The following is a 20,317-nucleotide window of genomic DNA, read 5'->3' as shown; positions in this document are numbered from 1 at the left end:
TTGTTCATTTCTGAACAACGATCTCTGCCCCGTACTTCTTGATCAGCCTCTCCGCGTCTTCCCCCGCGATCATCAGGGTGATCTCGGTGCCGGTATCCGTGTGGTTCTCAGTGATGACCCGGCCCAGGGGACGGATCTCGGACAGAATGCCGTAGCGGCTGAAGGGAATGCAGAAGGTCACCGGCCGGTGGGATTCCTGCAGGGTTTCGGCAATCTTCGCCTTCAGGTCCTCCAGGCCTTCCCCGGTCTTCGCGGAAATCAGGATTGCGCCGGGGAACACCGGATCCGGGTCTCCCTCGTCACACTTGTTAATAACTTCAATCCGCTTCTGGTCCGTGGCGCCCAGTTCCACCAGGACTTCTTCCACCGTGTCATGCTGGCTGAACATTTCCTCGCTGGAGCCGTCGGAAACGATCACCAGCACGTCCGCCAGCGCCGCTTCCTCCAGGGTGGAGCGGAAGGCGCTGACCAGCGTATGGGGCAGCTTGCGGATAAAGCCGACGGTATCCGTCAGCAGGTACTCTGTATTCTCCGAGGTTGTCATGCGGCGGGACACCGCGTCCAGTGTCGCGAACAGCTGGTCCTGCACATAGACGTCAGAGCCGGTCAGGGCGTTCAGCAGGGTGGACTTGCCGGCGTTGGTATAACCCACCAGCGCCACCACGGGAATCTCGTTGCGTTCCCGGCTCTTCCTCCGGATGCTGCGCTGCTTTTCCAGCTCGTCCAGCCGCCGCCTCAGCTCCGTCATCCGCTCCCGGATGCGCCGCCGGTTCATTTCCAGCTTGCTTTCACCGGGACCCCGGGTGCCGATACCGCCGGCCAGCCTGCTCAGGGCCAGGCCCTGTCCGATCAGTCTCGCGGAGCGGTACTGCAGCTGGGCCAGTTCCACCTGGAGTTTGCCCTCCGCGCTGGAGGCGCGCTGGGCGAAGATATCGAGGATCAGCGCCGTCCGGTCAATCACCTTCACCCGGAGAACCTCTTCCAGGTTCCGGACCTGGATGCCGGTCAGTTCTTCATCAAAAATGCATACGTCCGCTTCCAGCGCCTGGCATTCCCGGGCCAGTTCCTCCGCCCGGCCTTTGCCGATAAACATGGCGCTGTCCGGCTTGTCCCGCTTCTGCAGGAAGCTGCCGACCACCTCCGCCCCGGCGGTTTCCGCCAGGCGGGCCAGTTCTTCCAGGGACTCCTTGCTTTCAATGCCCATCAGCACGGCCTTTTCCCGGCCGTCCTTGTTCTCTTCGGTTTCCTCCCGGCCCACCAGCTGGTCGCTCTCCAGGATCTGGTTCAGCCATTCCTTTTCCGGCAGCTTATACCAGCGTTCCACGGGAGACAGCATCACTTCCGCGTTCTCCACCAGGAAAGCGGTCTGGACGTTCACGGGCTCATTGTCCTTCACGCCCACAGCCGTCATGGCGTCGTAGCGGAAGATCTTCAGGGCGCTCAGGTCCACGTCGCTCAGCCGGCCGTCTCCGTCCGGATGGGTGTGCACGCAGCGCACGCAGCTCAGGCGGCTCGTGTTCCGCCGCAGCCGGAAGTCCGTCAGCTCCACATCGCAGTCCGTGCCGATGGCCACGTTCACGATCTCCCCGTCCCGGGTGATATAGACCGCGATCTCCCGGTTCAGGGCGCAGGAGCATTCCGCCAGCAGCTTCATCAGCTCCCGGGGCAGGAATTCATCCTCTTCCAGCTCATAGGTATATAAGCTGTCCAGGCGTGCGAGCATCGCGTCCCGCACGCCTTCGATATTACCGTTTACATTATGCTTTAACATAGATGATCAGTCTTCTCCAAATGATTCGTCAGCCAGTATGGGTTCATCCGTAAACAACGGCGCGCTCACCGGCATGGCCAGCGCCGCGGCGCCGCATCCCACCAGGGCCATCTCCGGAGACTGCTTCGGCAGCAGGCAGGTTTCGCCGGCCTTCAGCTTCATGGACGCGCCGGGGAAGCGCAGCTCCGTTTCCCCTTCGGTCACGGTCAGCATACCGAATTCTTCCATCGGGGGCAGCATCACCATGCTGTCCGTCCGGATCAGGTCCAGGGAGAAATACTCCTCTGTCAGCACCCGGCGGATGCCGAAGGCTTTTTCCACCCGCATCGGGGACGGAGAGCATTTCACCTTCACCACGTCCAGCGCCTTGTCCAGGTGCAGTTTCCGTTTTCTTCCCTTCTCATCCTGCCGTTCCCAGTCATAGAAGCGGTAGGTGATATCCGAGGACTGCTGCACCTCATACAGCAGCACCCCTTCGCCGATGGCATGCACGCAGCCGGCGGGAATATAGCACACGTCCCCGGGAAACACTTTCACCCGGTTCAGCAGCTTTTTCATTTCTTCGCCTGACTCGCAGGCTTCCTTCAGTTCCTTCAGGGTTGTTCCCGGACGGAGACCGTAAACCAGTTTTCCGCCATCCGGAGGCGTATCCAGCACCAGCCAGGCCTCGGTCTTGCCGAACTTTCCGTTCTCCCGGGCCGCGGCGTACGCGTCATCCGGGTGCACCTGCACGCTCAGGCGTTCCCGGGCTTCCAGCAGCTTCAGCAGCAGCGGGAAAGGCCTGCCCGCGTATCCGCCCACCAGCTTTTCACCAAACTCGGTAATCAGGTCCGGCAGCTTCCGTCCCTGGGGATCCGAGCTCTCCAGGCCGGGAATGCAGCTGACTTCCAGGCTTTCGCCGGTATGCGGATCCTTCGTTTCTTTTCCAAACAGGTCATGCAGCCGGGTGCCGCCCCAGGGGGTCTCTTCCCCGTCCCGGAAAGACGGCCTCATCCGGATCGGCCACAGCGGGGTTTCCCGCTTCAGGGGCTTGTCAAAGGCAATAAATCCGCAGTCGGTATCCGGCCAGTCCAGCTTGCAGCAGCGGCGGAAGCCCATCTTTTCATACAGCCGGATCGCGTTCCGGTTGTCCACTGCCGTATCACAGCGGACGCAGTCGCAGCCCGCCGCGCGCAGCAGCTTCTGGGCGTCGTCCAGCACCAGGCCTGCCAGTCCATGACCCTGCAGCACAGGATCCACGCCCAGCCGGTGAATCATGCCGGGGCGGATGCCACAGGACCAGTCCAGCGCTTCATACTCCGGTTCCTGTCCGGCGGTCACCACCACCGCCGCGTCAATCGTACCCGCGTTGCCGGGAAGGATATACATCTCGCCCTTGCGGACGTCCTCCCGGATCATATCCTCAGTCGGATACACGCCCCAGTGCCATTGGCGCAGGCCGTTCTCCTCCATGTTTTGCGCCACATGCTGATAAAAGGCAAGCAGTTTATCCAGTTCCTGCTCTGTTGCCTGAATCAGTTCCATGGTTAATAACTCCTCCTCAACGATCTGTTGAGCCAAACCCGCCGACCCGTCCGGCGGTGACTTCGTCTTCCTCCGCTGTGCCGTAGGGCAGGAATACGCCCTGGCAGAACCGCTCTCCCCTGCCGATGGTCACCGGCTCAGAGAGCGGATTGCGGAGTTTGACCATAATATGTCCCTCGTTCTTTGCGAACGCGTAGTCGCTGTCAATGACCCCGACCGTGTTGGCCAGCCGCAGGCTGTACTTGAACCCGAAGGAACTCCGGGGAAACAGCATCAGCACCCAGCCCTGTTCCATCTCCGCCCGGATCCCCGTGGGAATCAGGGCAGTCTCCCCCGCCGGAATGGTCACCTCCAGCGGTGAAACAAAATCGTACCCGGCGCTGCCGGTGGTCGCCCGCTTTGGAAGCGGAATTTCAGTCAACGGCAGACATGCCTGACCATGCATGGCTTCTGCGTACTGCATCTCTGACACATGCGTAAATTTTGCAATGCTCATTTTTTTGTATCCTCTCAGCGCCTTAAAGCGAGCGTCGGGTATGTCCGAATGCACGGGATTGGAGAGCGCCGGTTCTTAGCGATTGGCGAGTATGCGAAGCCAGAGCTTAGAACCGCTGCAGCTCGGAATGAGCACGAGCGACCCGCCGCATTGGATATACCCAAGCGAGCTTTCACTCTGTTGCATCAAGCTTGCCGGCCCCACCCGCAGATATAACGGCACAACTTACTCAATTGCGTCAGCAAGTCTCGCAATTTCTTCCAAAGTCAGTTTTTCTCCACGAACCTTTTCATCCAGACCGGCTTCTGCCACAACCCGCAATGCCTCTTCCCGGTTCATCCTGAAGCTGGCGCACAGGTTGTTCACCATGGTCTTACGGCGAAGCGCAAACGCCGCGTTCGCCACCTTGAAGAACATATCCCGGTTCTTCACTTCCACCGCGGGCTCCTCCCTCAGGGGCAGCACCACAAAAGCGCTGTCCACCTTCGGCGGAGGCGTAAACATTTCAGCCGGCACATCCACCGCCAGCCGCGGCTCACACAGGAACTGGCACAGGATCGACAGCGGTCCCCAGCTCTCCTCCCCCGGAGACGCCAGGATCTTATCCGCCACTTCCTTCTGCACCATCAGCGCCAGCCTGCTCACCTGCAGGCCGCCGGTCAGGAGCAGCTTAATCAGCGGGGTGGTAATGTAATACGGAATATTCGCCACCACGGCAAAGGGCTTCTTCAGCCCTGCTGTAATCTCCTGCAGGTTCAGGGACATCACGTCGCCCTGCACCACAGTCAGGTTCTTTTTCTCATCCAGGAAGGCCTTCAGCAGCGGAATCAGCCGCTCATCCAGTTCCACGGCCAGCACGCTGTTCGCCGCGTCGCACAGATGCTTCGTCAGGCTGCCGCAGCCCGGGCCGATCTCCAGTACGTCCTCTTCTTTCGTGACTCCGGCCGCCGCTGTCAATTCTTCCAGCAGGGCTTCATCATAAAGGAAATTCTGTCCCAGGGACTGTTTGTACCGGAGATTGCTCTCCCGGATCCGGTCCTTTGTTTTGCTCATCCGGGCGCCCCTCCTTCACAAACTTTTACATTATATTGTAGCATTTCCAACGCTTCAAGACAAGGCTTCCCCTTCATTGACTCATGCAACCCTCATTTGCTATAATATTCAACGATTATGTCAGCGCCTTCAAACGCTGTGTGTATAGGAGTCCTGTGTCTTATGATGAAGTTTTTCCGGGCCATGGCAGTGATTGTGCTTGCCTGCCTGCTCTGCACCGTTTCCATTCTCCCCGCGTTTGCTGAAACAGCCCAGGAGAGTCCCCGCCTGACGCCCGGTCCGGCTGACTATGTGATCACCGAAGAGAGCGGCGGTGAGTTCCGTCCCCTTCCTATTGATATGACCGGCGGTGCTCCCCTGGGTCGCGTCCCCTACTCCGCGGACACGAACATTTTCCAGGATCCCACCATCCGCGTGGAACGCCACCGGGTCACGAGTTCTGAATGGAACTGCACCTACTACTACGCCTTTATCGAGATCAAGGATCCTTCCCAGCTGCGTACCGCCGCCGGTGACGACGCCTTCCGCACCACCACCAAGAAGCCGGTAACCCTGATCTCCAAGCATAAGAACGCCGTGCTGGCCATCAACGGCGACTACTTCGCGGCCTTCTCCGGCAACAAAGCCAACAACTACGTCCTGCGCCAGGGAACCCTCTGCCGGGATACCATTGCCCCCGAGCTGGATATGCTCCTGATTGACGAGGACGGCGATTTCCACGTCCTGACCGCGGACACCGACCTGGTCGCCGCGGAAAAGGAAACGATCAACGGCAAAAAGATCATCAACGCCTTCCAGTTCGGACCGGCGCTGGTGATCGACGGTGAAAAGGTCGCCGACGATATCATCCTGGACCGGGGTCACGCTCCGAACTATGTGGAAGCTGACCGCCTGGCCCAGCGGATGTGCATCGCCCAGATCGACAAGCTGCACTACATGGTACTGTGCTGCGCCCACTACGGCATCAACCTGGTTGACCTCCGGGACCTGGCCATGTCCCTGGCGGACTGCAAGGTCGTCTACAACCTGGACGGCGGCGCCTCCACCCAGATGGTTTTCCTGAATCAGCAGGTCAACAACACCACCAGTTCCGAAGGTCCCCGTCCCGTGACGGATATCATCTATTTTGCAAGCGCCTGGTTTAAGTAATCGGCTTCTGCCAATGGAGTATGAAGAATGGACATTAATCTGACAGGCTATCTGCTTATGATGGCGGGAGGCGCGCTGCTGTGCGTCCTCTGGTTCTTCGCCGCGTTCCGCCGGCAGGCCGGAACCCGGAAAGCCGCCGCCCTCAGCGGACTGATCCTGCTGCTGGGCATCGTGCTCGGCGTCATCTGTGCCCGGCTTTCCTGGATCCTGATGCGTTTCAACGCCTTCCAGGCGAGGGACCTGTTCTCCCTGCGGTATGATGAGCTTTCCTACTTCGGCGGCGTTGCCGGCGTCATCCTTGCAGTCTGGCTTTCCGCGAAGATCACCGGACAGTCCGGCCGCACCGTGCTGAACGCCTTTGCCCCCATGGGTGCCCTGATGGCTGCCGTTGCCCGGTTTGCTGAAGTCTTCCTGGGAGAATACGGCGTAGGCTATGTGGAGGAGTGGTTCGAAAAGGGACTGTTCTTCCCGGTCACCATCGGCATTGCCTGGGACGAATATGAATCCGAATATTATCTGGCGGTGTTCATGCTTTCCGGCATCTTCTGCCTGATTGCGATGATCGTTTCCCTGTTCCGTTCCAAAGAACACAACCGCCTGACCCGGACCCTGTTCTATATCTGCCTTCCCCAGATCCTGCTCGAAAGCCTGCGGATGATGTCCATCAACTGGCTGTTTGTCCGGGTGGAGATGCTGCTGTGCTTCCTGTTCTGTGAAGCCGTGCTGGTGTTCTACGCCATCAAGGCAAACCCGAAAAAGCTGCGTTCCTGGGTTCCCGCGATCGTCGGTCTCCTCGTCTGCGGCATCGTCATCGTCGGGGAATTCACCCTGGACGGAAAGATCACCCTTGGCGGACAGTATATTTCCAAGTGGATTGTGTACGGAGTGGAAATCGCCGGATTGGCGGCAATAGCCTTTATGGAGAATAAAGGCTATCGCCTAATGAATACTGAAGACTGAAAACTTAAAACTTAAAAATGGTGGAGGAAACAGCTCAGCAGAGCTGTTTCTTTTTATTGAGATCCGGACAAGGAACCGTCCCCTGTCCGGATCTTTTTCAGGATTCCTGAAAAATAACAACCTGTAATTCGCACAAAAAGATGTATACAGTTTTTGTTTTTTCATATAGGATAGGAACATAGAAAAGAAAATTCCTGACAGATACCCCCGTAAAAGGAGGCATAAAATGATGAAGAAGCTGGTGTCCCTTCTGCTCAGCATTACACTGCTGTGCATCGCCCTGCCCGCCCTGGCGGACCTGGACACGGCCTTTGAGTCCGGCAATCTGAAGCTGACGGAGACAGGCAGCGTCTACACCCCCGCGGTTTCAGACTTTGACCTGACGGATGATATGCTCGCCATTCTGGCTGAACTGGCACCGGACCTGGATGTTGCCGCGACGCTGAAGGACGCCCTCACGGGCGGCCCGCCGACTGTCCTCTCCCTGGCGCCTTCCGGCAATGCCGCCATCCTGGAACTGGCCGGCTACGGCATCTGCTGCTCCGAGGGAAAATATCACATTATTTATCCCGGCGCCACCTGGGGCGTGGAGGACACATACAGCAACCGGAAAGACTTTTTCATGCGGTTCGCGGGCAAGTACCACACAAGCATAGACGATTACTCCGGCGTGATCTGGTCTCCGGACGGACGGTATGTCGCCATAAGCAACATGTATGTGCTGTTTGGAAGCGCGAAGGTCGGTATCCTCGCCCCGATGATCATCGATGTTTCCACCGGCGAAATGATCCTGCTCGATGCCCTCCCTGTGGACAAAGATTTCAGACAGACCGTCTCCGCGGCGTGCTTCTCCCGGGACGTCAAATACCTTTACTATGTTCTCTACGGCAGGTTTGAGGACGCCCGCGTCCGCCTGTGCCGCTGCGACCTTACCACCGGCGAAACGGATGTCTTGCTGAAGACTGAAGAGCGCGCCTTCATCCCGCCGCTGCGAGAGCTGGCCGACGGGAGCCTGCTGCTCAACGACAACAACCAGACAAGAATCAACGAGTTCGGCTCGGTCTTCCGCTTCGCGGAAAAGGACGGGGAGTGGACTCTTGAACATATTGAAGGAACCGCCACCACCCGCTGCGCTTCACCGTTCAGGCTGTTCTATTCCGAAAAATCCGGATACGCGATTACCCTTGACAGCACCCTGCTCGGCAGGGCCTATTCCTTCCAGGTGCTCCGACCGGGAGAGGACTTCGCTGGTTTAGACCGCTATCTCTGCCTTTCTGAAGAGAAAGATGAAGTGATCTCCCTGACGGGAGCAGAACTTGAAGACGCTGCAACTGCCGCCCAGGAGCTGTGCAAAGATATCGAACCGAAAGCCCGGGAAAATGTCTTTAACGCACTGCCATTCCGATGCATAGAGCATGCGGTTATGTCCCCGGACGGCAACTACCTCCTGGCTGTAACGGTCAGCACGGATGGTCCGATGGCTGACTACACCAGGGACCTCAGCCTCATCCGTCTGTCCGACCTGGCTGTCCGCAGAGTCGACGGGCCGGACGCCAGATCGATCACCAAGGGCGCCTATCTCAGCTTGCGCAGGGCCTTCGAATGGAACACCGATACCCTGGTCATCGTCACCGAATCCGGCATCAAAACCTATCGGTTTGAATAAACGCCGGAATGTTCCTGCTGCCTGAAGGTTTACTTCTCCGGAGGAGATCCTTCGACTCCGCTCACGTTGTTCGCTGCGCTCAGGATGACACCTATACGCAATGAATAACCCCATACGCCAACATTGTCATTTCGACCAAGGGGCCCGAAGGGACCCGCGTGGAGAAATCTCCTCTCCCGTTAACGTTCGGGAACGCTATCGGAACAACGGAATGTGACAGTAGGGCTGTCCCTCTGTCACATAGTAAAGAAAAAGCATATATCATTTTTAAGTCTTAAGTTTTAAGTATTCATTACCACAACAAAATCAGGACTGCCGCGAACGGCAGTCCTGATATTTGTTTTGGGATTAGTTCTGTCCCGCCATCTTCTTGTAGGATTCGCGGCGCACCTTGGCGTCCTCTTCCTGCTGGACAAAGAGCTTGGCGGCGGCATCCGGGAACTGCTGAGCCAGGGAGGTGTAACGAACCTCGCCCTTCAGGAATTCCTGATAATCGCCGGTGGGATCCTTGCTGTCGATGGTCATCGGGTTCTCAGCTTCCGGATTGTACCGGTACAGCTGCCAGTAACCGCACTCAACGGCCTTCTTGATTTCAGCCTGAGCCTTGCCCATGCCGCCCTTGGCCTTGAGGCCGTGGTTGATGCAGGGTGCGTAGGCGATGATCAGGGACGGGCCGTGATAAGCTTCCGCTTCCAGCATGGCCTTGATGACCTGCTGCGGGTTGCTCATAGCCACCTGGGCAACGTACACATAGCCGTAGCTCATGGCCATCATGCCCAGATCCTTCTTCTTGGTGCGCTTACCGGAGGCAGCGAACTTCGCAACGGAACCGGTGGGGGTAGCTTTGGAGGCCTGGCCGCCGGTGTTGGAGTACACTTCGGTATCCAGAACGAGGATGTTGACATCCTGGTTCTGAGCCAGCACGTGGTCAACTCCGCCGTAGCCGATGTCGTAGGCCCAGCCGTCGCCGCCGAAGATCCAGATGGACTTCTTGGTCAGCAGGTCCTTGTTGGCCAGGATGAAGGCCTTCTTGTCGGCGCCGCCGTCCTTGGCTTCCAGAGCAGCAACCAGCTTTTCGCCGGCCTTGCGGGAGCCTTCAGCGTCGTCCATGTTTTCAAGCCATTCCTTGGCAGCAGCCACGATGGCTTCGTCCTTGCCGACTTCGACCACTTCCGCGATCACTTCAGCCAGCTTGGCGCGGCGCTGGGTGGTGGCCAGGTTCATACCGAAGCCGAACTCAGCGTTGTCTTCGAACAGGCTGTTGGACCAGGCAGGTCCGAAGCCCTTTTCGTTGGTGGTGTAGGGGCAGGTCGGGGCGGAACCGCCGTAGATGGAGGAGCAGCCCGTCGCGTTGGCGATCATCATGCGGTCGCCGAACAGCTGTGTAACCAGCTTGACGTAAGGAGTCTCGCCGCAGCCGGCGCAGGCGCCGGAGAACTCGAACAGGGGCTTGAGGGCCTGGCTGTTCTTGACGGAAGCCTTGTTCTCGATCTTGGAAGCAACTTCCGGAACAGTCATGGCGTACTCCCAGTTGGCCTCTTCCTTACGCTGGCTGTCCAGGGGCTTCATAACCAGGGCCTGCTTGCCTTCCTTGTCCTTCAGCGGGCAGACGTCAACGCAGTTGCCGCAGCCGGTACAGTCGAGCGGGCTGACCTGCAGGCGGTACTTCATGCCGGCAAATTCCTTACCGGTAGCGTTCTTGGTGGCGAAGCCTTCCGGCACTTCCGCATCACCCTCAACATAGATGGGACGGATGCAGGCGTGCGGGCAGACGATGGAGCAGGTGCCGCACTGGATACAGTTGTCGATCTGCCACTCGGGCACGAACACGGCAATACCGCGCTTCTCGAACTTGGTGGTGCCGGTGGGCACGATACCGCGGGGATCCAGCTTGGATACGGGCAGCTTGTTGCCTTCCTGGGCCAGAACCGGAGCGATGAACTCATCGTAGTACTCGTTGGTTCCCGGAACCTTGGCGGGCACAGCGCCTTCAGTGGTGGTCGCCCAGTCGGCGGGAATGTCAACCTTGACCAGACCGGTCAGGGCAGCGTCGATCGCGGCGAAGTTCATGTTGACGACATCCTGGCCCTTCTTGCCGTAGGAAGCGACAACCTTTTCCTTCATGTACTTGTCGGCATCTTCGTAGGGGATGATGTCGGCCAGTTTGAAGAAGGCAGCCTGCATGGTGGTATTGGTACGTCCGCCCATACCGACCTTGCGGGCCAGGTCAATAGCGTTGATGATGTAGAAGTTCGCCTTCTTGGCAGCCAGCTTGTTCTTCATGGAAGCGGGCAGGCGCTCGTTGAGCTCCTCAACGCTCCACTGGCAGTTCAGCAGGAAGGTGCCGCCTTCGCGCAGGGGGCTGACCATGTCATACATGGTGACGTAGGCGGGGTTGGAGCAGCTGATGAAGTCGGCCACGTCGATCAGATAGGGGCTCTGGATCGGGGTGTCACCAAAGCGCAGGTGGCTGACGGTCAGACCGCCGGACTTCTTGGAGTCATAGAAGAAGTAAGCCTGGGCGTACTTCTCGGTGTGGTCGCCGATGATCTTGATGCTGTTCTTGTTGGCGCCGACGGTACCATCGGAACCGAGGCCGTAGAACATGCAGGCAGCAGTGCCGGCGGGAGCCGCGGCGAAGGTTTCGCCCAGCTTCAGGCTGGTGTTGCTGACGTCATCGTCGATACCCACGGTGAAGTGGTTCTTCATTTCACCGTCCAGGTTGGCAAACACGGCCTTCACCATGGTGGGGGTGAATTCCTTGCTGCCCAGACCGTAACGGCCGCCCACGACCTTGATGTCGCCGCGTCCGGCTTCCGCCAGGGCAGAAACAACATCCAGGTACAGAGGCTCGCCCAGGGAACCGGATTCCTTGGTGCGGTCCAGCACGGCGATCTTCTTCACGGTCTTCGGGAGCACCTTCATCAGGTATTCCACAGAGAAGGGACGATACAGGTGGCACTTCACGATACCGACCTTTTCGCCGCTCTCGAGCATCTTGTTGATGGTCTCGTGGGCAACGTCGCAGCTGGAGCCCATGGAGATGATGACCTTTTCGGCATCCGGAGCGCCTTCATACTGGAAGGGCTTGTAAACCCGGCCGGTCAGCTTGGCGACTTCGTCCATGCACTCTTCCACGATGGCGGGAACGGCCTTGTAGAAGTTGTTGGCGGCTTCACGGCCCTGGAAGTAGATATCGCTGTTCTGGGCGGTACCGGCCTGATGCGGATGTTCCGGATTCAGGGCGCGGGCGCGGAACTCTTCAATCTTGTCCCACGGTACGAGAGCCTTGATCTCTTCGTAGTTGTTCTTGGTGTCGATGGCGTCGATCTTCTGGATTTCGTGGCTGGTACGGAAACCGTCGAAGAAGTGGAGGAACGGCACGGAGCTCTTCAGCGTTGCCAGATGGGCAACCAGGGCCATGTCGTGAGCTTCCTGGACGGAGTTGCTGGCCAGCATTGCGAAACCGGTCTGGCGGCAGGCCATAACGTCGCTGTGATCACCGAAGATGTTCAGCGCGTGATACGCAAGGGCACGGGCGCTGACATGGAAGACTGCGGGCGTGAGTTCGCCGGCGATCTTGTACATGTTGGGGATCATCAGCAGCAGACCCTGGGAAGCGGTGAATGTGGTGGTCAGAGCACCGGCGGACAGGGAGCCGTGCACAGCGCCGGCGGCGCCGGCTTCGGACTGCATCTCCGCGATGCGCACCGTCTGGCCGAACAGGTTCTTCCTGTCATGGGCGGCCCATTCATCCGCAACTTCCGCCATGGGGGAAGAGGGGGTAATGGGGTAGATGGCTGCCACATCGCTGAACGCATACGCAACGTGGCTGACAGCAGTATTGCCGTCAATGGTCAGTTTGATGGACATGAACTTACCTCCTGACTTGATGTGGGCGGGGCGGTTGCCCGCCCGTTATAAAAGACCGCCCTTCCGTGAAAAAAATGCACACGAAATAAGGCGGTTCGCCTCTGAGATTAATTATATGCATTATATAGGTAGATGTCAATGAATCATCCGACTCCCGGCAGGATGTTTCATAATGCATAATTCACAATTCATAATTCATAATTATATAGTGTTTGGCCTGCTCTGCGCTCTTGCCAGGCCGTCCTTCGTCAAAAGATGTCAGCACGAGACAAAACAAATTAATCGTTTCGTTATTTACTATTATTTATAGTTGCGAAAACATTGGAAAAACAGGTATAATAATTGTTTGTACAGCCCCCTTTATCAAAAGTTCATGGCTGTTCAGCATATTTAATTATGAATTATGAATTATGAATTGTGAATTGAGGTAGTTCCATGGACATGATGACAACCATCGCCACCCTGCTTGCTTCAACCATTTCTTCTGTCTGGCCCGACGCCGAAGGTCTGCCTGTTGCGGATGAAATCCGCGGCCTGCTGGCTGTGCCGCCGGATCCGGCCATGGGCGACTATGCCTTCCCCTGCTTCCGCCTGGCCAAGCCCCTGCGCTCCGCCCCGCCGAAGATCGCGGAAGCCCTCTGCGCCGCCTGGAAGAATGAGGACACCGCCTCCGTGCAGCCCGTGAACGGCTACATGAACTTCTTCCTCAACCGGGCCAACTTTGCCGCCGGCATCATGGCTGAGCTGCAGGAGAAGAAGGACCGCTTCGGCTCCGGCGAGGAAGGCAAGGGGAAGACCGTATGCCTGGACTACTCCTCCATCAATATCGCCAAGCGTTTCCACATCGGCCACCTGTCCACAACCATGATCGGTAACAGCCTGAAGCGGATCTTCGACTTCCTGGGCTACGAGACCGTAGGCATCAACCACCTGGGCGACTGGGGCACCCAGTTCGGCAAGATGGTCTGTGCCTACAAGAAGTGGGGCAAAAAGGAAGACGTGGAAGAGCGTGGCATCGACGCGATGACCGAACTCTACGTCCGTTTCCATAAGGAAGCTGAAACCAATCCCGCCCTGGAAGACGAAGGCCGCGCCTGGTTCAAGAAGATCGAGGATAACGATCCCGAAGCCATGGAGATCTTCCGCTGGTTCAAGGAAGTGACCCTGAAGGACGCCGCCCGGGTGTACGACATTCTCGGCGTTTCCTTCGACAGCTATGCCGGCGAGAGCTTCTACAATGACAAGATGGAACCCGTGGTGCAGGAACTGCGGGACAAGAACCTGCTGGTGGAAAGCCAGGGAGCCCAGGTCGTGGACCTGAGCGAGGACAACATGCCTCCCTGCCTGATCCTGAAGAGCGACGGTGCCACCATCTATGCTACCCGCGACCTGGCCGCTGCCATCTACCGCCAGAACACCTACCACTTTGATAAGTGCCTGTACGTGGTGGCCTATCAGCAGGACCTGCACTTCCGTCAGGTCTTCCGCGTACTGGAAAAAATGGGCTATCCCTGGGCAAAAGACTGCGTCCACGTTGCCTTCGGTATGGTCAGCTTCGAGGGTGAAGCCCTCTCCACCCGGAAGGGCAACATGGTCCTGCTGGAGGACCTGCTGAACCAGGCCGTCACCAAGGCCCGGGATATCATCGAGGAAAAGTCCCCCAACCTGGAAAACAAGGACGACGTCGCCCGCCAGGTGGGTATCGGCGCCGTGGTCTACACCGACCTGAGCAACAACCGCATCAAGGATATCGACTTCCGCTGGGATCGCGCCCTCAACTTTGACGGTGAGTCCGGCCCCTACGTCCAGTACACCCACGCCCGCTGCTGCAGCGTGCTGCGCAAGGCTCCGGATTTCTCCGGCGTGACTCCGGACTGGTCCGCACTGACTGACGACGAAGCCCAGGCCCTCCTGCGGCTCATCAGCCGCTTCCCGGACGTCATCCGCGAAGCAGCCGCCAAGTATGAGCCCAGCATGATCACCCGCGCCGTGACCGACATCGCCCAGGCGTACAACAAGTACTACTACGAGCACCGGATCCTGGACGGCGAACCTGCCCAGGCCGCCGCGAGGGTCGCCCTGACCGACGCCGCGAAGACCGTCATCAAGACCGGCCTGTACCTGATTGGGATCGAAGCGCCTGAGCGGATGTAAATCCTTTCCGGAATTCATAATTCACAATTCATAATTCATAATTATCATTTGTGAATACCACTGATTTTCATGGATCTCAAAGGGAGCAGACTTTACACTGTGGAGTATGCTCCTTTTCTTTAGCTCCGAAAAAGGCAGGAGCACTTGTAACCACTTGCGTTTTTGCGTGGATTCCCTTATAATGTGAAGGAATTTTAAGTTTGTGTGACGAAATTTTTAAAGAAAGATTCCCAGCAATCCGGTCATGGAAACTTAATTATGAATTATGAATTATGAATTGTGAATTGTGATCTGAGATTCACCGAATCCATAGAAAAGGTTGGTGTGATTCATGAGTAGAACAAAGAAGAGCAAGGCCGTCCCGGTTGTCATCGTCCTGACGATCCTGATCGCCGCATTGGCCATCCTCTGCTTTCTGATCAAGCCCCTGGTGATTGAGCCCCAGAAGGCCGCCATCGCCAAGGCCAACGCCGACGCCAAGGCTGCTGTTGAAGAACGGAACAAGCAGGCCGAAGCGGAATACAAAGCGCTGATTGCCGAGCTGGAAGCCAAGGCCAATGAGCCCACCAACCCCAGCTGGCCGGAGCATGACCCGGATGCCGCCTGGCAGATCCTGGACCTGTCCGATATCCCGCTGGAAAGCCAGACCGCCGAAACCAAGACCCGTGCGGATCTGTTCAAATACGGCAACGAGATGCTGCTGGTGAACGCCTGGCATTCCCGTCCGGAAAACGACTTCGACGAGAGCGAACTCAAAAGCGTCGCCAAGTACAACCAGGGCGACAAGAAAATCCAGGCCAAGGACAACAATGTGCTCCTCTACCCGAAGGCCATCCAGGCCCTGACTGTTGCCCTGGAAGACGCGAAAGCCGCGGGCTACACCCATTACCTGGTGGACGGCGGCTACCGCAGCTATAAGACCCAGGAAGAATACTTCAACAACAAGGTCAACAAGCTCTCTTCCAAATACACCGGCGAAGCCCTGATCGAAGCCGCGAAGAAGGAAGTTAACTATCCCGGTACCAGCGAATACAACTCCGGTTTCGGTTTCGACCTCCGTCTGTATGACCGGAACGATCCCGACGTCGGCGCCCCGAAGTACTCCACCACGCCGGAAGGCAAGTGGATGAACGAGAACTGCTGGAAGTACGGCTTCGTTTTCCGCTTCCCCCAGAACGCCTGGCCGCTGGAAACCTCTTCCGACAAGAGCTTCAAGACCGGCGTCTCCGTCCATCTGAACCTGTACCGCTATGTTGGCAAGGGCAATGCCGCCATCATGCACTACAAGGATTTCACCCTGGAAGAGTACATCGAGTACCTGGAAGAGCATCCCCACATCGCCCTGTTCGAGAACGGCGTGCTGAAGTATGAAATCTACCGCCAGTACGTGGGCGAGGCTGCCAGCTTCGACGTCCAGCTGACCCGCAAGACCAACACCTGGGAAACCTCCCTGGACAACATGGGTGCCCTGATCACCGTGTTCTACTATTGATGAGTACGATCCTGATTACAGGCGCCTCCCATGGCGTAGGCAAAGCATTTGCCATTGCCTGCGCACAGTCCGGGCGCTTCTCAAAGATCATCCTGAACGGCGGCACTGATACAGCCGCCCTGGAGGATACCGCCCGCCGCGTTTCCGCAGCGGGCGATCTTGTCTGCCTTGCGGACGTCGGCGACGTCAGCGATCTCGCCTATGTACAGGGCCTGCGGGAGCGTTTCGGCCCCGTGGACACGCTGGTCAACAACGCCGGCATCTCCCGTATCGGCCTGCTGACGGACATGTCCCCGGATGTATGGGACCGGGTGCTGAGGGTCAACGTGACCTCCCTGTACAACACCTGTCACACTTATGTGCCGGACATGGTTTCAAACGGCGGCGGACAGATCCTGAACGTTTCCTCCGTGTGGGGCCTGTGCGGCGCTTCCTGCGAGGTGGCCTACAGCGCTTCCAAGGGCGCGGTGAACGCCTTCACCAAAGCCCTGGCAAAAGAACTGGCGCCCTCCCATATCCGGGTGAACGCCATTGCCCTGGGCATTATCGGCACGCGCATGAACGCGCACCTGACAGAAACAGAAACCGCGGAGATCTGCGACCAGATCCCCGCGGGCTATATTGCTTCTCCTGAAGACGCGGCGCAGGCCATGCTCCGCCTGCTGGATATGCCGGAATACTTTAACGGTGAGATCGTCCGTTTCGACGGATGCTGGATATAACCGGCGAAAGCTGGGCCAGGATCACCGCGAAAAACATAAGCACACAACCGACGGTCTCACGGACCGTCATTTTTTCGCCTATCAGCAGGGCGCCGGTCAGCACGGCGAACACCGCTTCCATGCACATGATCAGCGAAGCCACCGTGGGATCCGTATCCCGCTGGCCCAGCACCTGCAGGGTGTAGCCCACCGCACCGGACATGATGCCGGCGTACAGGATGGGAATCAGCGCTTCCCGGAGGCCTTCGCAGGTGATGGGCTCCGTGGCCAGGGCAATCAGCATGGACAGCCCGCCGGTCACCAGGAACTCATCCCGGGCCAGCTTCACGCCGCTGACCCGCGGCGCGTAATGATCCACACACAGGATCTGGAAGGTAAAGCACACGGCGCAGCCCAGCACCAGCAGGTCTCCGCCCTGGAGCTCAAAACCGCCGCCCGCGGGCATACACAGCAGCCACAGGGCGGCCACGGCAATGAGCACGCCCAGCCAGATCACCTTGCCCGGATTCTTCCGGAACAGGAACCAGGCCGCCACCGGCACCAGCACCACATACAGAGCCGTAATGAACCCCGCCTTCCCCGCACTGGTGGACACCAGGCCCATCTGCTGCAGGGAGGAGGCAATAAACAGCAGCGCGCCGCAGATCACTCCGCTGAGCCGCTGCTCTTTCGGGTCCGGAGCCTTGTAATCAGGGCTCTTTTTGTTTTTCCGCTCAAAAAGGAGCGTGACCGGAATCATCACCAGCCACGCAAGCAGCATCCGTACACCGTTGAAGGTGAAGGGCCCCATGTGATCCATGCCTACGCGCTGCGCCACAAACGCCGCGCCCCAGATCACCGCCCCGAGAAGCAATAACAAGCTTCCCCGGAGAGACTTTTTACTCACTTGATTCTATCCCCTGTTATGGATTTTAATTCATAATTCACAATTCATAATTCATAATGAGAGTTACTGAAAACAACCGTCATCCTGAGCAAAACAGAATAACACATCCACTTAACCTATTTTACTTAAGTGGAGACACAAATCATAATTGTGAATTATGAATTATGAATTGTGAATTCATTTATCTTTGAACTGTTCCTTATCGAAAACGTACAGTTCGTCACTCGTTTCCGGCGGGTCAAAACCGAACAGCTCGCTCACGGTGACCATTTCAAAGCCCCGTTCTTTCAGCTCCGGAATCAGTTTTTCCATGAACAGGGTATCCTTTTTCTTCGAATGGAAGAGCAGGATGCTGCCGTTCTGGATCTTGTCCAGCGCTTTGTTCAGGTCCTTGGTTTCGCTGATATCCCAGCGGACCACATGATCATATCCGTATCTTTTCACCGCGTTGATAACCCGGCTGTTTCCGTTGCTGTGGCTCTTGAGATCCTCAATGCTTCCATAGGGCGGACGCAGCCAGCGGGTTGCATAGTGATACCCCAGGGTTTTGTCCAGCGCTTCCTGCCAGCGTCCCAGGGCACCGTAGATGGACTGATTGTCCCGGCCTCCCAGCTGCAAATGCCGGTTGGTATGCGTTCCGATTTCACAGCCCGCGTCCAGCACGCTCTGCCACATCTCCCGGTATTTTTCCTCCAGGCATCCTGTATAAACCAGCGGGAAGAACGTCATGACGATGCCCTGTTCCTTGCACAGTTCCACGTCCCGCTTAATCCATTCCGTAGCGCTCTTGTAGCAGTCATCCACCGTGATGGCAACCTTTTTAATGCTCCTGTCTCCGTGATTGAGGACAAATTCCTGCAGGAGCTCCTCATTGCTTTCCGCGCAGGCATATCCCGCGATCGCGCACAGGCACAGAAGCAGCGCCAGGCCTTTCTTCAGCCATCCGCTCATTCCTTGTTATCCCCCTTGTAGGTTACGACGCTGCCGGCCTCCACAGACCTGGTCAGCCAGGTGTTACCGCCGATCACGCTGTTATCCCCGATATAGGTGTCTCCGCCGAGGATGGTGGCGTTGGCGTAAATCACCACGTGGTTGCCGATGTTCGGGTGCCGCTTGATGTTCTTCACGGGGTTCCCGTTCTCATCCAGCTCGAAGCTCTTCGCGCCCAGGGTTACGCCCTGGTACAGCTTCACGTGGTTGCCGATCACCGTGGTTTCACCGATGACAATACCGGTGCCGTGGTCGATGAAGAAGTACTCGCCGACCGTGGCGCCCGGGTGGATATCAATACCGGTCTTCTCATGGGCGTATTCCGTCATGATCCGGGGAATCAGCGGCGCCTTGAGCACATACAACTCATGGGCAATGCGGAAGATGCAGATGGCCCGGAAGCCGGGATAGGTGATCATAACCTCTTCCCTGCAGACCGCGGCGGGGTCGCCCTCGTACAGGGCTTCCACATCCAGCAGGAGCAGGCGCTTGATCTCCGGCAGCCGCTCGGCAAAGCCGGTGCAGATCGCGTCGGCAGCCTTCACCGGATCCTCACCCTGGAGGTCCTGGAACCGCATGGCCGCAACCAGCTGGTCCCGCAGCCGGTACAGGGCACGGATCAGCAGCGTTTCCTCCGCCATGTCCGGATAATCCCGGCGGAAGGCCATGGGGAACAGCAGGGACTGCAGCTCGTGAAGCACCTTCACAATTTCCAGCCGGTCCGGCGGCGGACAGGCATGATCAGCACAGCGGGCCTTTTCCATTTTCACCTGTGCCAGAGCTTTGACCGTTGACTTGATATGCTCTTTCATGCCAATCCCCCTAAATCAATTCAGAATTAAGAATTCAGAATTCAGAATTAAATGTACTCAATGCCGTTGCCTGATATATATCCAGGCATATAGCACTTCATAACAAATTATTATACCTTTATTCTCAATCACTCTGCAAGTTTTTTGGTGTTCTTTTGGTTTACATGTCAGCAGGAAACAAGGCCGTTATCACGTTTTCCGAAGGAAAACATTTCACATCGCGAATCGATATTTCATTGATTTATTGTACTTTTCATCAATCCACAAGACGCCACTGGCTTTTCCCCCTGGCGCCGTATACCCAGTATTCCATGATAATGTATTTCTCAACACCGTCTTCCCGGACTTCACTGGCCTTAGGTTCTTTCAGATTATCATAGCAATAGTGACCCATATCATCCAGCACGTCAAAAGGGCAGACATTCACACCCTCCAGCTGCTCATGTGAATTGTGCTCTTTCAGGTATTCCCGGAATTCGTCCAGTCCCTGTTCATAGCGGACCACTTTCTCCACAACGCAATGATTCCAGCAGATATCGTTAGCCACGATCCTCGTTCCCAGGAAACCCGTTGCCCCTTCCGGCATCTGAAGCCAGTCCAGTTTTGTCCGATAATAACCCCGGACAAGAACCAGGATCGCGATAATCAATAAGACAATCACACCCCGCCTGAAGTCTTTATCAGTTTTCATTTTCTCCTCCCGTTCTGCTTCCATGATTCATTATATTTTACGCTTTCCGGCACGTTTTTCTTCCCTTTACTCATTCAG

15 protein-coding genes are annotated in these 20,317 nt (G+C 57.3%); 6 read left to right on the top strand and 9 right to left on the bottom strand.

Features of this window, described 5'->3' with window-relative positions; translation table 11 throughout:
• Positions 1-4: 4 nt before the first annotated feature.
• From hflX to rsmA, 4 genes are all read right to left on the bottom strand, one after another.
• Positions 5-1,771, bottom strand: a complete 1,767-nt coding sequence (hflX, locus tag JRC49_10025; GenBank protein ID QTE70139.1) for a GTPase HflX — start codon at positions 1,769-1,771, stop codon at positions 5-7.
• A 6-nt stretch (positions 1,772-1,777) separates the two neighbouring features.
• Positions 1,778-3,295, bottom strand: a complete 1,518-nt coding sequence (locus tag JRC49_10020; protein ID QTE70138.1) for a GNAT family N-acetyltransferase — start codon at positions 3,293-3,295, stop codon at positions 1,778-1,780.
• A 16-nt stretch (positions 3,296-3,311) separates the two neighbouring features.
• A complete protein-coding gene (locus JRC49_10015; protein ID QTE70137.1) occupies positions 3,312-3,791 on the bottom strand; it encodes a dUTP diphosphatase in 480 nt (159 codons plus the stop codon).
• Between the two features lie 225 nt (positions 3,792-4,016).
• Positions 4,017-4,844 (bottom strand): 16S rRNA (adenine(1518)-N(6)/adenine(1519)-N(6))-dimethyltransferase RsmA, encoded by an 828-nt coding sequence (gene rsmA / locus JRC49_10010; GenBank protein ID QTE70136.1) that lies wholly within the window; start codon positions 4,842-4,844, stop codon positions 4,017-4,019.
• 162 nt (positions 4,845-5,006) lie between these two features.
• On the opposite strand from rsmA, the gene JRC49_10005 reads away from it, so the two are divergent.
• The 3 genes from JRC49_10005 (at position 5,007) to JRC49_09995 (ending at position 8,619) form a co-directional block, all read left to right on the top strand.
• Positions 5,007-5,993, top strand: a complete 987-nt coding sequence (locus tag JRC49_10005) for a phosphodiester glycosidase family protein (protein ID QTE70135.1) — start codon at positions 5,007-5,009, stop codon at positions 5,991-5,993.
• A gap of 27 nt (positions 5,994-6,020) precedes the next feature.
• Positions 6,021-6,953, top strand: a complete 933-nt coding sequence (locus JRC49_10000; protein ID QTE70134.1) for a prolipoprotein diacylglyceryl transferase — start codon at positions 6,021-6,023, stop codon at positions 6,951-6,953.
• Between the two features lie 226 nt (positions 6,954-7,179).
• Complete coding sequence (locus JRC49_09995; GenBank protein ID QTE70133.1) at positions 7,180-8,619, top strand: hypothetical protein; 1,440 nt, start codon at positions 7,180-7,182, stop codon at positions 8,617-8,619.
• A gap of 348 nt (positions 8,620-8,967) precedes the next feature.
• On the opposite strand, the gene nifJ is transcribed toward JRC49_09995, so the two are convergent.
• Positions 8,968-12,492 (bottom strand): pyruvate:ferredoxin (flavodoxin) oxidoreductase, encoded by a 3,525-nt coding sequence (nifJ, locus tag JRC49_09990; protein ID QTE70132.1) that lies wholly within the window; start codon positions 12,490-12,492, stop codon positions 8,968-8,970.
• A 435-nt stretch (positions 12,493-12,927) separates the two neighbouring features.
• Between nifJ and JRC49_09985 the strand changes: the two genes are divergently transcribed.
• From JRC49_09985 to JRC49_09975, 3 genes are all read left to right on the top strand, one after another.
• Positions 12,928-14,646 carry an arginine--tRNA ligase gene (locus JRC49_09985; GenBank protein ID QTE70131.1) on the top strand — a complete coding sequence of 573 codons (1,719 nt, stop codon included), beginning with the start codon at positions 12,928-12,930 and terminating at the stop codon, positions 14,644-14,646.
• 331 nt (positions 14,647-14,977) lie between these two features.
• Positions 14,978-16,138: a M15 family metallopeptidase gene (locus JRC49_09980; protein ID QTE70130.1), complete on the top strand. Its 1,161-nt coding sequence runs from the start codon at positions 14,978-14,980 to the stop codon at positions 16,136-16,138.
• Positions 16,138-16,860, top strand: coding sequence for an SDR family NAD(P)-dependent oxidoreductase (locus JRC49_09975; GenBank protein ID QTE70129.1), 723 nt, complete (start codon positions 16,138-16,140; stop codon positions 16,858-16,860). Before JRC49_09980 ends, JRC49_09975 begins: the two co-directional genes overlap by 1 nt.
• Here the strand turns inward: JRC49_09975 and JRC49_09970 are convergent.
• The 4 genes from JRC49_09970 to JRC49_09955 all read right to left on the bottom strand — a co-directional run bounded on the left by JRC49_09970 (position 16,820) and on the right by JRC49_09955 (position 20,239).
• Positions 16,820-17,746: a DMT family transporter gene (locus JRC49_09970; protein ID QTE70128.1), complete on the bottom strand. Its 927-nt coding sequence runs from the start codon at positions 17,744-17,746 to the stop codon at positions 16,820-16,822. The genes JRC49_09975 and JRC49_09970 overlap by 41 nt on opposite strands.
• A 177-nt stretch (positions 17,747-17,923) precedes the next feature.
• Positions 17,924-18,697 (bottom strand): polysaccharide deacetylase family protein, encoded by a 774-nt coding sequence (locus tag JRC49_09965; protein QTE70127.1) that lies wholly within the window; start codon positions 18,695-18,697, stop codon positions 17,924-17,926.
• A complete protein-coding gene (locus JRC49_09960; protein ID QTE70126.1) occupies positions 18,694-19,548 on the bottom strand; it encodes a serine acetyltransferase in 855 nt (284 codons plus the stop codon). Before JRC49_09960 ends, JRC49_09965 begins: the two co-directional genes overlap by 4 nt.
• 256 nt (positions 19,549-19,804) lie before the next feature.
• Positions 19,805-20,239: a hypothetical protein gene (locus JRC49_09955; protein ID QTE70125.1), complete on the bottom strand. Its 435-nt coding sequence runs from the start codon at positions 20,237-20,239 to the stop codon at positions 19,805-19,807.
• Between the last annotated feature and the right edge of the window lie 78 nt (positions 20,240-20,317).

This window comes from Clostridiales bacterium FE2011, assembly GCA_017569305.1.
In the GTDB taxonomy this organism is placed as follows: Bacteria; Bacillota; Clostridia; order Christensenellales; family Aristaeellaceae; genus Aristaeella.
This window is presented reverse-complemented; position numbering and strand designations above follow the sequence as displayed.

Coding starts and splice junctions, on each gene's coding strand:
- JRC49_09980 (QTE70130.1), top strand. CDS start 14,978: ATGAGTAGAACAAAGAAGAGCAAGGCCGTCCCGGTTGTCATCGTCCTG.
- JRC49_09975 (QTE70129.1), top strand. CDS start 16,138: ATGAGTACGATCCTGATTACAGGCGCCTCCCATGGCGTAGGCAAAGCA.
- rsmA (QTE70136.1), bottom strand. CDS start 4,844: ATGAGCAAAACAAAGGACCGGATCCGGGAGAGCAATCTCCGGTACAAA.
- JRC49_09995 (QTE70133.1), top strand. CDS start 7,180: ATGATGAAGAAGCTGGTGTCCCTTCTGCTCAGCATTACACTGCTGTGC.
- hflX (QTE70139.1), bottom strand. CDS start 1,771: ATGTTAAAGCATAATGTAAACGGTAATATCGAAGGCGTGCGGGACGCG.
- nifJ (QTE70132.1), bottom strand. CDS start 12,492: ATGTCCATCAAACTGACCATTGACGGCAATACTGCTGTCAGCCACGTT.
- JRC49_10005 (QTE70135.1), top strand. CDS start 5,007: ATGATGAAGTTTTTCCGGGCCATGGCAGTGATTGTGCTTGCCTGCCTG.
- JRC49_09985 (QTE70131.1), top strand. CDS start 12,928: ATGGACATGATGACAACCATCGCCACCCTGCTTGCTTCAACCATTTCT.
- JRC49_10000 (QTE70134.1), top strand. CDS start 6,021: ATGGACATTAATCTGACAGGCTATCTGCTTATGATGGCGGGAGGCGCG.
- JRC49_09965 (QTE70127.1), bottom strand. CDS start 18,697: ATGAGCGGATGGCTGAAGAAAGGCCTGGCGCTGCTTCTGTGCCTGTGC.
- JRC49_10015 (QTE70137.1), bottom strand. CDS start 3,791: ATGAGCATTGCAAAATTTACGCATGTGTCAGAGATGCAGTACGCAGAA.
- JRC49_09960 (QTE70126.1), bottom strand. CDS start 19,548: ATGAAAGAGCATATCAAGTCAACGGTCAAAGCTCTGGCACAGGTGAAA.
- JRC49_09955 (QTE70125.1), bottom strand. CDS start 20,239: ATGAAAACTGATAAAGACTTCAGGCGGGGTGTGATTGTCTTATTGATT.
- JRC49_10020 (QTE70138.1), bottom strand. CDS start 3,295: ATGGAACTGATTCAGGCAACAGAGCAGGAACTGGATAAACTGCTTGCC.